The sequence below is a fragment of the Pseudomonas sp. LAP_36 genome, from assembly GCF_019456785.1.
Taxonomy (GTDB): Bacteria; Pseudomonadota; Gammaproteobacteria; order Pseudomonadales; family Pseudomonadaceae; genus Aquipseudomonas; species Aquipseudomonas tritici.
The window spans coordinates 926,027-940,205 of record NZ_JAHZMS010000002.1 but is presented as its reverse complement, the minus strand read 5'-3'; the positions used below and the strand labels follow the sequence as shown (position 1 = coordinate 940,205).

Sequence of the window (14,179 nt, the reverse complement as noted above, 5' to 3'; positions counted from 1 at the left end):
CTCAACCCCCGTTGCCGTCGGCCGGGCCGATCACCAATTGATCGCCCTCGTTCAGGCCGTCGAGCACCTGGACGCGCAGGCGGTCACTGATGCCCAGGTGCACGTGGCGTTCTTCGATACGGCCGCTTTTGGTCAGGACCCGGGCGATCTGGCGGTCGGCACTGGACGTGCCCCGCAGCGCGGCAACCGGTGCAGTGAGGGCGTCCTTGACCTGGCTGGCGACGAAAAACACCTGGGTGGTCATCTCCGCCATCAACGCGTTGTCGCTGTTGTCCACGTCCAGCAGCACGGTGTACAGCACCACACGGCCACTGCCGCTTTTGCTGGAACTGTTGGGGCTGCCGCTGCCTTGGGTTTCATTCAAGGGCTTGGGCGGGATCGGCAGGATCTGCCGCACGGTGCTGGTCCAGCGCCGGTTGCCGCCGCTCAGGGTGGTGAAATAGGCGGTCATGCCCGGTTTGACGTGGCCGATATCGGCTTCCGAGACTTCCGCCCAGACGGTCATCGGTGACAGTTTGGCGATGCGCAGGATCAGCGGTGTCTGCTGCTGGGCGTTCAGGGTCTGGCCAACGCGCGCGTCCACCGCCACTACGGTGCCGGTCATCGGCGCATAGATGCGCGTGTAGCCCAGCTCCGCTTCATCGCTGCGCAGGCTGGCCTGGGCTTGCCGGATCTGCGCCTGGAACATGCTGACCCGGGCCGCTGTGGCGCTCAATTCAGCTTTGGCGGTTTGTACATCTTCTTCGCGGGTCGCATTACCGGCGGCCAGGCGCTGCTGGCGCTGGTACTTCTGGCGTGCCAACTCATGCTGGGCGTTTTGCTCCTGCAACTGAGCCTTGAGGTTTTCGATGGCGTAGCGGCTGGCGTCGAGTTTGGCTTTTTGCGTGGAAGGGTCGATCTCCACCAGCAACTGACCTTCCTGGACCTGATCGCCGGCCTCGACGTGGATCTTGCGGATCTGCCCGGACGCCTGTGCGCCTACATCGACATAACGCCTGGGTTGCAGGGTGCCCAGGGCCGTCACGCTGTTTTCGATATTGCCGCGGGTGACGCTCACAGTGGTGAGGGTGTCGGGCCCCGGCGGCAGCACTTGCCAGGCCGCGATGGCGATGACGGGGATCAGGCACGCGATAACAAGCAAGGCGCGTCGGGCAGGTCGAGGGCGTTTCATGCTTTGGTTCCAGCCAGGAAAGTTCGGACCGCAGTTGCGGGGAGCTGACAAGTAGACGAGGGAATTGCGCGGGGATTTAGGCTGTTACATAAGCAGTTACAGCTCCCTTGAAGAAAAATAATCGTCCGTTGATGCAAGTGTGCTTTAAAAGTAGATGAGAATTACTATAAATTGCACGCACTCAAACTGCCATCACCTAAACGCTGTCTTTTTTGCACCCAAGGGCCTAATGCCGCCACCCGGCGGTCGGGAGTCATGTTGGAAAACTACTATCGCGAGCTGGTGTGTTTCCTCAACGCCAAGCTGGGCAACCGTCAGGTGGCCGAGGATGTGGTGCATGACGCTTATGTCCGGGTGCTGGAACGTTCCAGCGACACGCCCATCGAACAACCCCGCGCCTTTTTGTACCGCACTGCGCTCAACCTGGTGATCGACGGTCATCGCCGCAACGCCTTGCGCCAGGTTGAACCCCTGGATGTGCTGGATGCCGAAGAGCGCTTCGCCAGTTGCTCGCCCCACACCCACCACGACCACGGCCAGCGCCTGGAATTGCTCGAACGTGCCCTGGCCGAGCTGCCGCCTGCCTGCCGCGACAGCTTTCTGCTGCGCAAGCTCGACGGCCTGACCCACCTGCAAATCGCCGAGCGCCTGTGCATTTCCCGCGCCCTGGTGGAAAAACACATCGTCAACGCCATGAAGCACTGCCGGGGGCGGATGCGAGAGTGGGAAGCGCACTGATCACCTGTTAGTTAAATTTTATTTCACTGTCCTCGTTTCCTATCAACAGATGACCTGTTGTGCAGGTCTTGAAAGGTATTCCCGCCCCACCGCCAAGGGGCTTATCCAGAGGACACTGGAATGACACAGGCTATTGCTTCGCCCGCGGTTCACGACCTGATCGGTATCGGTTTCGGCCCTTCGAACCTGGCGCTGGCCATCGCCCTGCAGGAGCGCGAAAAGGCCCAGGGCAAACTGGACGTGCTGTTTCTCGACAAACAGGCCGACTACCGCTGGCACGGCAATACCCTGGTGACCCAGAGCGAACTGCAGATCTCGTTCCTCAAGGACCTGGTGACTCTGCGTAACCCCACCAGCCCGTATTCCTTCGTCAATTACCTGAAAGCCCACGACCGCCTGGTGGACTTCATCAACTTGGGCACCTTTTACCCGTGCCGCATGGAGTACAACGACTACCTGCGCTGGGTCGCCGGGCAGTTCCAGGCCCAGGCGCGCTACGGCGAGGAAGTGCTGGCCATCGAGCCGATCCTGCATCAGCAGCAGGTTGAAGCGCTGCGCGTGATTTCCCGCGATGCCCTGGGCGAGCAGCATGTACGCACCACCCGTTCGGTGGTGGTCAGCGCTGGCGGCACACCACGTATTCCGGAGGCGTTCAAGGCGCTCAAAGGGGACAGCCGGGTGTTCCACCATTCTCAATACCTGGAGCGCATGGCCACGCAACCGTGTGTCGAGGGCAAGGCCATGCGCATCGCCATCATCGGCGGCGGCCAGAGTGCAGCCGAAGCGTTTATCGACCTGAACGACAGCTTCCCGTCGGTGCAGGTCGACATGATCCTGCGCGGATCGGCGCTCAAGCCCGCCGATGACAGCCCGTTCGTCAACGAAGTGTTCTCGCCGGCCTTTACCGACCTGGTGTTCCAGCAGGAAGGCGCCGAGCGTGAGCGCCTGGTCGCCGAGTACCAGAACACCAATTATTCGGTGGTAGACCTGGACCTGATCGAGCGTATCTACGGCATCTTTTATCGCCAGAAAGTCTCCGGCATCGCCCGCCAGGCGTTCCGCACCATGACGGTGGTCGAGAAAGCCACCCCTGGTCCGTTGGGCATCGAGCTGGTGCTGCGCAATAACGCCAGCGGCGAAACCAGCGTCAATCATTACGATGCGGTGATCCTCGCCACCGGCTACGAGCGCCAGACGCACCGCGCCTTGCTGGCGCCGCTGGAAGGCTACCTGGGCGACTTTGACGTGGCGCGCGACTACCGCATCGTCACCGACGAGCGTTGCAACGCCGGGATCTACATCCAGGGTTTCAGCCAGGCCAGCCATGGATTGAGCGACACCTTGCTGTCGGTGCTGCCGATTCGGGCGGATGAGATCGCGGCGTCGTTGTATGCGCTGGACCGTGGGCGCGGCAAGGGGCGGTCGGTGCAGGATTTGCTACTCGCTACCGCCAGCTGATCGTTGTGGCGAGGGAGCTTGCTGTGGCGAGGGAGCTTGCTCCCGTTCGACAGCGCAGCTGGAGCCGGCTTTTTGGGACCGCTGCGCAGCCCAGCGGGAGCAAGCTCCTTCGCCACAAAATCTCTGTCCTACAGACGGCACTGGCGTGATGGTTGAGCTACTGATACTGTACAAAAAACCAGTGCCGGTAGCCCTCCATGCAGTTGATCGAAAAACTCAGCATCCTCGCCGACGCCGCCAAGTACGATGCGTCGTGCGCCAGCAGCGGCGCGCCCAAGCGTAGCTCCGAGGGCAAGGCGGGGCTGGGTTCTACCGATGGCATGGGCATCTGCCACAGCTATACGCCCGATGGGCGATGCGTGTCATTGCTCAAGGTGTTGCTCACCAACTTCTGTCTCTACGACTGCCAATACTGCGTCAACCGCCGCTCCAGCGACGTGCCCCGCGCGCGTTTCAGCCCGGAGGAGGTGGTCACATTGACCCTGGACTTCTACCGGCGCAATTGCGTCAGCGGGCTGTTTCTCAGCTCCGGCATCATCCGTTCGTCCGACTACACCATGGAGCAGTTGGTGCGGGTCGCCAAGCTTCTACGCGAAGAGCACGACTTTCGCGGCTATATCCACCTCAAGACCATTCCCGACGCGGACCCGGCGCTGATCGCCGAAGCCGGGCGTTATGCCGACCGCCTGAGCGTGAATATCGAACTGCCTACCGAGACCAGCTTGCAGACCCTGGCGCCGGAAAAACAGATCGTCTCGATCAAGCAGGCCATGCAGACCATCTACACCGGCGAGCAGACCGTGCTCAACGAGCCGCGCGCGCCGCGATTCGCCCCGGCAGGGCAGAGTACGCAAATGATCGTCGGCGCCGACGACACCGATGACAGCACCATCCTCCACGGTGCCGAGGCGCTTTACGGCAATTTCAAGCTGCGGCGTGTGTATTACTCGGCGTTCAGCCCCATCCCCAACAGCCCGAAGAGCGTGCCCCTGGCTGCACCACCGCTGATGCGCGAGCATCGCTTGTACCAGGCCGATTTCCTGCTGCGCAGCTACGGGTTCAGCGCCAACGAACTGTTCGCAGGCCCCGGCCACCTGGCCCTGGATATCGACCCCAAGCTGGCCTGGGCCCTGGAACACCGCGAGGTATTCCCCCTGGACCTGAACCGCGCCGAGCCGACCTTGATTGCGCGCATTCCGGGCATTGGCCTGCGCACCACCCAGCGCCTGGTGGACCTGCGGCGTGAACGCAAGATCCGCTTCGAAGACCTGGCGCGCATGCGCTGCGTACTGGCCAAGGCCAAGCCGTTTTTCATCACCAGTGACTATCACCCGCAACAGGCCGAAAGCACCAGCGTGCTGCTACGTGAACAATTGCGCGACCGCCCCGCACCCCAGCAAATGGGGCTGTGGGGATGATCAGCCTGGAATGCGACAACCTGTTCAGCACTTGGCGCGACCAGGCGCGATGGCTGCTCAGCCATCAGGTCGATCCCAGCCAGGTGAGCTGGGGTGAGGCCGAGGTAGCCGATCTGTTTGCCACCGACCAGTCCATCCCCGAAGGCCTCGGGCCGTTCCAGACGCGCGTGCCCAAGGCGCTGTTGGATCTGCTGGAGTCGGCCGCCTGCTACCACGGCGACCAGCGCTGGAGCCTGCTGTATGAAGTGTTGTGGCGTGTGAGCCATGGCGATCGTACTGCGATGCTGGCGGGGGACAAGCTGGGCAGCGAGTTGCAGCGGCGGATCAAACAGGTCAGCCGCGAGGCGCACCACCTGCATGCGTTTGTGCGGTTTATCGCATTACCCGCCGGGGCGGGGGCGGAGCTGCCGGAATATGTGGCCTGGCACGAGCCTGCACACGACATTCTGAAATCCGCCAGCCAGCATTTCGTCGGGCGCATGGGCCGTCATCGTTGGATGATCGCCACGCCGCTGGACGGGGTGTACTACGACGGAGAGCAGCTTATTCATCAGCGCGAGTGCCCCGAGGCGTGGCGGCAGCTGGCGCAGAATGTGGAGGATCCGCACAGTGCGATGTGGCTGACCTATTACAGCCACATCTTCAACCCGGCGCGGTTGAACCCCAAGGTGATGGAAGGGCACTTGCCGAGCCGGTTCTGGAAGAACTTGCCCGAGGGCAAGTTGATCCCAGGGTTGATCACTGAGGCGCGGACGGGGAAGCAGAAGGATGGGCAGGCGAAGTTGATTGGGGCAAAAGCCGGTCGCCAGATTGCCAGCCCCCACCGAGCGCGGTGACCAATCCCACGCTTGCCTGTAACTGACGGGTCTGCACCGCCTGCAATGTTTGTTGTGCCTGCAAGGCTGCCGTTTGTGCGGTCACTACATCCAGGTAACTCACGGCCCCGGCTTGGTAGCTGTTCATCGCCAGCGATTGCGTATGTTGCGCGGCATCCGCCGCCGCCTGTTCGTCCTGGGCTTCCTGTTGCAAGTCCCGAAGCTGCGCCAGGTTATCTTCGACCTCGCGCACCGCTTTCAGTACGCGGCTCCGGTATTGCGCCGAGGCTTCTTCAAACTCCGCTTTGGCTTGATGTTCATTGGCGCTCAAGCGGCCGCCATCAAAGATCGGCAAGTTGACCAGCGGCCCCAGCGCCCAATACCGATTGCCCGCCGAAAGCAGATTGCCGACGCCTTGCGTCTGCCCGCCAACCAACCCGGTCAAGCTGAAATCCGGATACCACGCGGCCTTGGCCACCCCGATATTCGCATTGGCCGCAAACACCCGCCGTTCCGCCGCCGCAATATCCGGGCGGCGCTGCAGCAACTGGCTGGGTAACTGCGTAGGAATTCCCGGTAACGCGATCAACTGTTGGCTCGGCGGCAACGTAAAATCACTGGCTGCGACACCCACCAGTTCACCAATGGCATGCTCAGTAAGGTTGCGCTGGCCGCGCACCTCATCCAATTGCGCCTTGGCTTCTGCCAACTGATTCTGCGCGCGGGTCAGGTCCAGCTCAGAAGCAATCTGGCCTTCATACCGGCTGCGGGTCAATTGCAGCGCTTGGCTGAAATCGTCCAGCGAACGGTTGAGAATTCGCGCCTGCGCATCCAGCCCATTGAGCTGCACATACAACGTCGCCAACTGGTGCTGCAGGCTCAAGCGTGCCACCGCCAAGTCATCGCCGGACGCTTGCGCCTGAGCATCACCCGCCGCCACCTGGTTGCGGATTTTGCCCCACAGGTCCAGGTCGTAGCTCAATAAAAAGCCTGCGGTGTTGCTGTTATACACGGACGGCTGAGTCGTCCCCCGCAACGGTCGCGAGTCCGATTGCCGTTGCCGCAACGGCTGCGCGCTGGCAGTGATTTGCGGGAACAACCCGGCATGCAGTTGGCTGGCGTACGCCTGGGACGCATCGAAGTGCGCCAGCGCTGCATCCAGGTCCGGATTGGCCTTGAGCAGTTGCTGTTGCAGGTCATTCAGGTGTGGGTCGTTGTAGAGTTTCCACCATTCGGGCGCCAGTTGGTCGCAGGGTTGAGCGCTGTGCCACGGGCCGTCACGGGTCTGTTCGCGGTAGCCCGTCGGGAGGTTTACCGAAGGCACGGTGTAGGTCGGCGCCATTGAGCAACCTTGCAACGCCAGCAGTATCAGGGCTGCGACAGGTTTAAGCCTTGGGCACATGTGCACCTCCCGAGGCGTTGGCCAGTTGCACCGGGTCGCCTTCACGCAGGGCGTCAGGTGGGTTGTCGACGACACGGTCGGCGCGTTTCAGGCCCTGGTCGATCACCAAGCGTTCGCCCAAATCCAATCCGATGTGGATGTTCTGCAGGTGCACGTGATTCTGCGCGTCCAGCACCGCCACTTGCGTGCCTTGGGCGCGGAAGATCAACGCGCTGGCCGGGATGCTCACGCCATGGGTGTCCACCGGAATCGGCAGGGTGGCTTCGGCGTAATCACCGGGCAGCAATTCGCCGTTGGGGTTGTCTGCCACGAACTGCGCGAGCAGGGTGCCTGAGCGGCGGTCGATGGCGGTGGAGTCGCCGATCAGGCGGGCCTTGAAGTGTTCGCCAGGATGCTCGGGCACTGTCAGTTCGGCTTCAAGGCCGGGATGGATGACGGCCGCGTAGTTCTGTGGCACCGGCACATACAGGCGCAACTGGTGGGTGTCAGCAATGTTGAACAACTCGGGATCACTGTCGGTATCGGCTTTGATCAACTGGCCGATATCGGTGTTGCGCGCGGTGATGGTGCCGGCGAATGGCGCACGAAGGGTCTTGTAGCTTTCCAGCGCGGTGAGCCTCGCGTAGTCGGCAGCGGCGGCTTCGGCGTTGGCCTTGGCCGCGGCGGCATTGGAGGTTTTTTCATCGGCCTCCTGGCGTGATACCGAGTGGCTGGCGAGCAGGTTTTGCCAGCGGGTGGCGGTGGTTTCGGCCAGGCGTGCGTTGGCTTGTTCCTGCACTAGGCGTGCGTGGGTTTGGGCCAGTTGCTGGTCCAGGTCCGGGCTGTCGATCTCGGCGAGGACCTGCCCGGCCTTGACTTGAGTGCCGATGTCGGCTTTCCAGTCTTTCAGGTAGCCGCTGACCCGGGCGTGAATCGGCGCCTTGCTCCAGGCTTCCAAATGCGCGGGCAAACGCAGGGTATCGCCGGCGGCGTTCTGTTGCGGTTGGACCACCCTCACTTGAGCGATGGCGGCAGTCTCGGTCCAGGCGGCAACCGATTGTTCGTGCAGCGTACGGGCGTGCAGGCCGTTGGCGACCAACAGGGCGGCCAGGGTCAGGCCGCCGACACCCATGAGCATCAGACGCTTGCGCGAGGGTTTTTGATCAGACGACATGTGGGGGAACTCCTGCAACTGCGCGAGTAGAGTGACGACCGTGGACCAGGCTGAAGACCACGGGAACAAACAACAGGGTGGCGACGGTGGCGAAGATCAAGCCACCGATCACCGCACGGCCGAGCGGTGCGTTCTGCTCCTCGGAGATCGCCAGTGGCAGCATGCCGATGATCATCGCCAGGGCGGTCATGCACACTGGGCGAAAGCGCGTGTAGCCCGCTTCCAGCGCGGCCTTCAGCGCATCACCATGTTCGGCCAGGCGTTCGCGGCAGAAGCTCACGACCAGGATCGAGTTGGCGGTGGCGACGCCCATGCACAGGATTGCGCCGGTCAACGCGGGCACCGACAGCGAGGTGCCGCTGAGGAACAGCATCCACACGATCCCCGCCAGGGCCGCCGGCAAGGCGGTGATGATCACGAACGGGTCGGCCCACGACTGGAAGTTGACCACGATCAGCAGGTAGATCAGCACCACCGCACCGAGCAGGCCGACGCTCAAACCGCTGAACGCTTCATGCAACGCATCGATCTGCCCGTGCAGGCTGATCACCGCGCCTTTGGGGCGCATCGACGCGGTGTCATCCAGCACTTTTTGCACATCACGGGCTACGCCGCCGAGGTCGCGGCCTTGGACATTGGCGTACAAGTCCAGGGTCGGTTCGATGTTGTAGTGAGTCACCACCGCCGGGCTCTGCACGCGGGAGATGGTTGCCACGCCGCCGAGGATTTGCGACTGGCCGCCAGCACCCGTTACCGGCAGCGCTTCCAGTGACGGCAGGCTGTCGAGGCGGTATTGCGGGGTCGCGGCAACGATGGAATAGGACACGCCGTTGGCCGGGTTGAGCCAGAAGGTCGGCGCCACCTGGGAGCTGCCGGCGAGGGAGGCGACCATGCTGTTGGTCACGTCACGCTCCGTGATGCCCAGGCCGTTGGCGCGCATCCGGTCGACATTCACCTGCAAGGACGGGTAGCCGGTGGACTGTTGGATACGCAGGTCGGCGATGCCCGGGACGTGCTGCAGGCGGCGCTCCAGTTCTACCGCATAGGCGCGGTTTTCTTCGTCGCTGCGCCCGGAGATCTTCACGTCCAGCGGGGCAGGCGCGCCAAAGTTGAGGATCTGGCTGCTGATATCCGCCGGCAGGAACGCAAAGTGGCTGCCGGGAAAACTTTGCGGCAAGGCTTCACGCAGTTTCTTCACATAGTCCGCGGTGGGGGCGTGGTCTTTTTTCAAGGTGACCTGGATGTCGCCATCCTGCGGGCCGATGGTGCCGCTGCTGCTGTAGGCCATGTCGATGCCGCTCAGCGGGATGCCGATGTTATCGACAATGGTGTCGAGTTCTTCGGCGGGAATCACTTCACGAATCCGCGCTTCGATGCGGTCGAAAGCGGCGGCGCTTTCTTCGATGCGCGTGCCCAGTGGTAAACGTACGTGAAGGGCGAGGGCACCGGCGTCGGTGGCTGGGAAGAAGTCCTGGCCCAGGCTAGGCAACAGCAGGAATGACGCGAGTACGCAGGCCAGGAAACCGACGATAAAGCGTTTGCGATTGCCCAGCGCCAAGGTCAGCAGGCCGTAATAGGTATCGCGGATATTCGAGAAATGGCGCTCGAACCCCTGTTGGAAATTCAGCATCGATTGCAGCAGGGCGTTGCGCTGTTTCGTGTGCTGCTCACCTTCGTGATGATTGATGAATTCATCTTCCGGGTGATGCCCCGCGCCTGGCTCCGGCATGTGCGGCTTGAGCAGGAACATCGCCAGTGTCGGTACCAACGTACGCGAGAGGATGAACGAACTGGCCATGGCAAAGATGACCGCCAGGGCCATCGGGCGGAACAGGTAGCCGGCGATGCCTTGCAGCAAGAACATCGGCACAAACACGATGCAGATGCACAGCAGCGAGACGAACGCCGGGCCGACGATCTGCGCGGCGCCGTCGAGGATCGCGGTTTTTACCGCCTTGCCTTGTTCCAGGTGCCAGTTGATGTTTTCGATGGTGACCGTGGCGTCGTCCACCAGGATGCCCACGGCCAACGCCAGCCCGCCGAGGGTCATCACGTTGAGGGTTTGCCCGGACACCGCCAGCAGCGCGATGGCCGAGAGTACGGCCAGGGGAATCGACGCCGCGATGATCAGCGTCGAACGCCAGCTGCCAAGGAACAGCAGGATCATCGCGCTCGTCAGCAGCGCGGCAATGATGCCTTCCTGGGCCACGCTGCCCACCGACTGTTTGACGAACACCGAGGCGTCGCCCAGCAGCGAAGTCTTCAGCGACGGCGGCAGCGTTTCGTTGATGCGCGGCAGCATCTGCCGGATGCCGTCGATGATCGACAGGGTAGAGATGCTGCCGTTTTTCAATGCCGGCATCAGCACCGCACGGTGGCCGTCGACGCGTACGATGTTGGTCTGCGGCGGCGAGCCGTCACGTACGTGGGCCACCTGGCCGATGGTGATCAGCGCACCGTCGACGGTTTTGATTGGCAAATCGTTGAGTTCATCAATTGCCTTGGGGCTGTTGTTGAGCAGGATCGTGTATTCGTTGGGACCGAGTTTGGCGGTGCCCACTGGGATGATCTGGTTTTGCAACGCGAGTGCATTGCCCACGTCCTGGGCCGACAGCCCTTTGGCGGCCAGCGCCTGCGGGTCGAGGTCGAGGGTGATCTGGCGTTGTTTACCTCCCATGGGTGTGGGCATCGCCAGGCCGGGCAGGGCGCTTAAAGGCAGGCGGATGTTGTTTTGCACCAGGTCGCGAATCTTCGCCTCCGAGAGGCTCGGGCTGGAGAATGCCATCTGCAGGATCGGCACCGTGGAGGCACTGTAGTTGAGGATCAGCGGCGGCGTGATGCCCGGTGGCATCTGCTTGAGTACGGTTTGAGAAACTGCCGTCACCTGAGCGTTGGCGGTGCGGATATCCACGCCGGGCTGGAAGAAGATCTTGACGATGCCCATGCCGGGCAGCGATTGCGATTCGATGTGTTCGATGTCGTTGACGGTGGTACTCAGGGAGCGTTCGTAGGTGTAAATCACCCGGCCGGCCATGGCGTCCGGCGACAGGCCGTTGTACTGCCACACCACCGCTACCACAGGGATGCCGATATCCGGGAAAACGTCAGTGGGGGTACGCAGGGCCGCCATTGGCCCGATGATGCAGATGAATATGGCCAACACGATAAACGTGTACGGCTTTTGCAGTGCGGTCTTTACCAGCCCGAGCATGCGTGAACCTCCAAAGGAGCAGGATTGCAAACCCCGGCAGTCTTGCCCGACCCACCTAACACGCACCTTTCAGCCAGGTGAAGGAACATTTAGGTAAGGGCTGAAGATCGTTTCATATGTATTCATTTGTTCTAAACAGGCGCGCTCACCAAGCTTGTAACCCATCGGACACATCGTCTTTTTTTGGAGCCCTGCCATGTCACTCAAACCCCTGTTGTTGATTCCCGCCCTCGGTGCTGTGCTGCTGTTATCGGCCTGCGCCGGCCCCATTCCAAAAGCCGACCCGAGCGAAGCCTGGATCGGCTTGAAGGAAGAAGCGCCTAACGACCTGATGGCTGAGCGAGTGGATGGAAAACGCGTGGATGATGGGCGTTTTTTTGAAGTGACGCCGGGAGATCATCGCCTGGATGTGACGTTATTCGAGGAAGAACCAGGCGACGACAACCAGCAGGACTGCCAGGGCCGGGTCGAGTACAAGGACTTCAAGGCGGGTGAGCACTACACCTTGGTGGAATCCAGCCTGGGCACGACCGTGCGCGCATCCCTGGAGGATGGCCACGGCAAGGAAGTCGCGGCGACTCAGGATTTCAATTGCATGCCTGGCTAGGCGTGATGCACCGCTGCCTTATGAGGCTTGGCGGGTTTGGCGTGGGGGTGATGGTGCCGGCGGGTAATGCGCAACACCCCCCACAACATGGCGCCGGCTACCGCCAGCCAGCCGCAGATCAACAGGAAAATCGTTGTTGCAAGGCTCATTCGGGCCTCCTTTCGCCCCGTTCGGGGCACACACAGTCTTCTCAAGGGACAGTCTAGCTAGCTGGCGGTTGCCTGCTATTGACCAATGGTCGTGTCTGACCAACTTCTTTGCTCTATCCACTCCCTTTACTAAGCCTGCGGGCTATACCCGCGTGGCAGAGCGTCCTATGATCAGGGCCCTCACCGGCAGTTGATCAAGAGAGTAGAAAATTGCGGTTACGGTCGAACCTTAAAACATCCGTGTTGCTCGCCTGTGCCCTGGGGCTTGCGGCCTGTTCTGCAACCCCATCGAGGCTGGCGGGCCTGCCGGAGCGCGTCGAGCTCAATGGCGTGCCGACTTTTCGGAGCGAGGCTTATCAGAGCGGTCCTACGGCTTTAGCCAGCATGCTGTCGCAACAAGGCATTGTCATGACACCGGGCCTGCTGGATAAGCCGCTGCGTTTACCGGGCGCCGAGGCAGACCTTGAACGCAACATGCAGGTGCTGGCGCGTGAATACGGGCTCATGGTGTATCCGCTGGATGCAGAGCTGACGGCGGTGCTGGCGCAGGTGGCGGCGGGTTACCCGGTGATGGCGCGGATTGGTGGTGGGATGTGGTCTGACGCGCATTATGTGGTCGTGGTCGGGTTCAATCAGCAGAAAAGCACCGTGCTACTGCGCTCCGGGATGGACCGGCGCCTGTTGATGAGCTTCAGCGACTTTGAATCGAAGTGGAAGAGCGCGGGGAGTTGGGCAATCCTCACCCAGCGCCCTAGCCAGTTGCCGGCCAATGTGGATGCGCAACGCTGGCGGGATTCGGCTAATGCAACGGCCCAGGCGGGGCAGGAACGGGCGGCGGCGCAGGCACTTAAAGTGTTGGCGGAACGCAAGTAAGGAAAACACCGACGATCCAATGTGGGGCTTGTGTGGGAGCTGGCTTGCCTGCGATAGCATCTCCGCGGTGCCACTGAAACACCGCAGTGTCTGCATCGCGGGCAAGCCCGACTCCCACACAAGCCAGCTCCCACATAGGTAGTGCGTGTTTAGCGACGCACTTCCGCAGCGTTAGGACGGTTCTTCAGGTTCTTGTCCGCCTTGTAGCGCAATGCCACATCCGGCACCGAGCCGCTCTTACCGGTTTCAACCCAATTACGAATCCGGCTGGCATCGGCAAAGTGCGTGAATTTGCCGAAGGCATCCAGGATCACCAACGACACCGGGCGGTTACCCATGCTGGTCACCAGCACCAGGCAGTGGCCGGCCTGGTTGGTGAAGCCGGTCTTGGTCAGCTTGATGTCCCAGTTGGCGCGGTTGATCAGGTGATCGGTGTTGGAGAAACCCAGGGTATAGTTGGGTTTGCGGAACGAAACGGTCTTTTCCTTGGTGGTACTCAGTTGGCTGAGCAGCGGGTAGTGGCGCGCGGCGGCCAGCAATTTGCTCAGGTCACGGGCGGTGGACACGTTATGAATCGACAGGCCAGTAGGCTCGACGTAGTGGGTGCTGGTCATGCCCAGCGCTTTGGCCTTGGCGTTCATCGCCGCGATAAACGCTGGATAGCCGCCTGGGTAGTGGTGGGCCAGGCTGGCGGCGGCGCGGTTTTCTGACGACATCAGGGCGATCAGCAACATCTCTTTGCGCGGCATTTCGCTGCCGATTTTCACGCGGGAGAACACACCTTTCATTTCCGGCGTGTCCTTGATATTGATATCGATGTACTCATCCATGTTCTGCTTGGCTTCGAGCACGATCAGGCCGGTCATCAGCTTGCTCACCGAGGCAATGGGCACCACCACGTCGGGGTTGCTGGAATAGATGACCTTATTGGTCTGCAGGTCCACCAGCATGGCGCTGCCTGAAGCGATCTGCAGCTTGGAGGTATCACGCGGAGCCTGGGTGGTTTCGGCTGCTTGCGCGAAGGTGCCTGTGAAAGCAAAAAATAGGCTGACAATAGAGAGACGAATTTTCACGCGGATGAACTCGCTAAAAAAGTAAGGAAATACCGTTGGGGAACGGGTTTTTGATAAATGCCGTTACATTTTAGGAGTATGGATCAGAAACTGTCGAATGTTCTTCTAAAG

The 14,179-nt window shown here is 61.5% G+C and carries 11 protein-coding genes and 1 pseudogene; 6 read left to right on the top strand and 6 right to left on the bottom strand.

Translation table 11 applies throughout. From position 1 onward, the window contains the following. Position 1: 1 nt before the first annotated feature. The gene (locus tag JBO08_RS09955) at positions 2–1,171 is read right to left on the bottom strand and encodes an efflux RND transporter periplasmic adaptor subunit (protein ID WP_065875992.1); all 1,170 of its coding nucleotides are present in this window, start codon (positions 1,169–1,171) and stop codon (positions 2–4) included. Between the two features lie 255 nt (positions 1,172–1,426). On the opposite strand from JBO08_RS09955, the gene JBO08_RS09950 reads away from it, so the two are divergent. The 4 genes from JBO08_RS09950 to JBO08_RS09935 all read left to right on the top strand — a co-directional run bounded on the left by JBO08_RS09950 (position 1,427) and on the right by JBO08_RS09935 (position 5,621). Continuing rightward, a complete protein-coding gene (locus JBO08_RS09950; protein ID WP_065875993.1) occupies positions 1,427–1,909 on the top strand; it encodes a sigma-70 family RNA polymerase sigma factor in 483 nt (160 codons plus the stop codon). Positions 1,910–2,029: 120 nt separating this feature from the next. Then, positions 2,030–3,367 (top strand): lysine N(6)-hydroxylase/L-ornithine N(5)-oxygenase family protein, encoded by a 1,338-nt coding sequence (locus JBO08_RS09945; RefSeq protein ID WP_065875994.1) that lies wholly within the window; start codon positions 2,030–2,032, stop codon positions 3,365–3,367. Positions 3,368–3,564: 197 nt separating this feature from the next. Further along, complete coding sequence (locus JBO08_RS09940; RefSeq protein ID WP_065875995.1) at positions 3,565–4,785, top strand: putative DNA modification/repair radical SAM protein; 1,221 nt, start codon at positions 3,565–3,567, stop codon at positions 4,783–4,785. Further along, complete coding sequence (locus tag JBO08_RS09935; RefSeq protein WP_065910918.1) at positions 4,782–5,621, top strand: TIGR03915 family putative DNA repair protein; 840 nt, start codon at positions 4,782–4,784, stop codon at positions 5,619–5,621. The genes JBO08_RS09940 and JBO08_RS09935 overlap by 4 nt, the downstream gene beginning before the upstream one ends. Here the strand turns inward: JBO08_RS09935 and JBO08_RS09930 are convergent. The 3 genes and pseudogenes from JBO08_RS09930 to JBO08_RS09920 all read right to left on the bottom strand — a co-directional run. Further along, positions 5,590–7,002: pseudogene (locus tag JBO08_RS09930) on the bottom strand (efflux transporter outer membrane subunit); the annotation flags it as partial. The gene JBO08_RS09935 and the pseudogene JBO08_RS09930 overlap by 32 nt on opposite strands. Continuing rightward, positions 6,986–8,155, bottom strand: a complete 1,170-nt coding sequence (locus tag JBO08_RS09925) for an efflux RND transporter periplasmic adaptor subunit (RefSeq protein ID WP_065945922.1) — start codon at positions 8,153–8,155, stop codon at positions 6,986–6,988. The gene JBO08_RS09925 and the pseudogene JBO08_RS09930, both read right to left, overlap by 17 nt. Continuing rightward, on the bottom strand, positions 8,145–11,366 hold the full coding sequence (locus tag JBO08_RS09920) for an efflux RND transporter permease subunit (RefSeq protein ID WP_065875998.1): 3,222 nt from the start codon (positions 11,364–11,366) through the stop codon (positions 8,145–8,147). The genes JBO08_RS09925 and JBO08_RS09920 overlap by 11 nt, the downstream gene beginning before the upstream one ends. A gap of 196 nt (positions 11,367–11,562) precedes the next feature. Between JBO08_RS09920 and JBO08_RS09915 the strand changes: the two genes are divergently transcribed. Further along, positions 11,563–11,973, top strand: coding sequence for a hypothetical protein (locus JBO08_RS09915; RefSeq protein ID WP_049712574.1), 411 nt, complete (start codon positions 11,563–11,565; stop codon positions 11,971–11,973). On the opposite strand, the gene JBO08_RS09910 is transcribed toward JBO08_RS09915, so the two are convergent. Beyond that, positions 11,970–12,122, bottom strand: coding sequence for a hypothetical protein (locus JBO08_RS09910; RefSeq protein ID WP_175403023.1), 153 nt, complete (start codon positions 12,120–12,122; stop codon positions 11,970–11,972). The genes JBO08_RS09915 and JBO08_RS09910 overlap by 4 nt on opposite strands. 210 nt (positions 12,123–12,332) lie before the next feature. Between JBO08_RS09910 and JBO08_RS09905 the strand changes: the two genes are divergently transcribed. Continuing rightward, complete coding sequence (locus tag JBO08_RS09905; protein ID WP_065880961.1) at positions 12,333–12,995, top strand: C39 family peptidase; 663 nt, start codon at positions 12,333–12,335, stop codon at positions 12,993–12,995. A 149-nt stretch (positions 12,996–13,144) separates the two neighbouring features. Here JBO08_RS09905 and pbpG read toward each other — a convergent pair whose 3' ends face one another. Next, positions 13,145–14,068, bottom strand: a complete 924-nt coding sequence (gene pbpG / locus JBO08_RS09900) for a D-alanyl-D-alanine endopeptidase (protein ID WP_065876000.1) — start codon at positions 14,066–14,068, stop codon at positions 13,145–13,147. Positions 14,069–14,179: the final 111 nt, after the last annotated feature.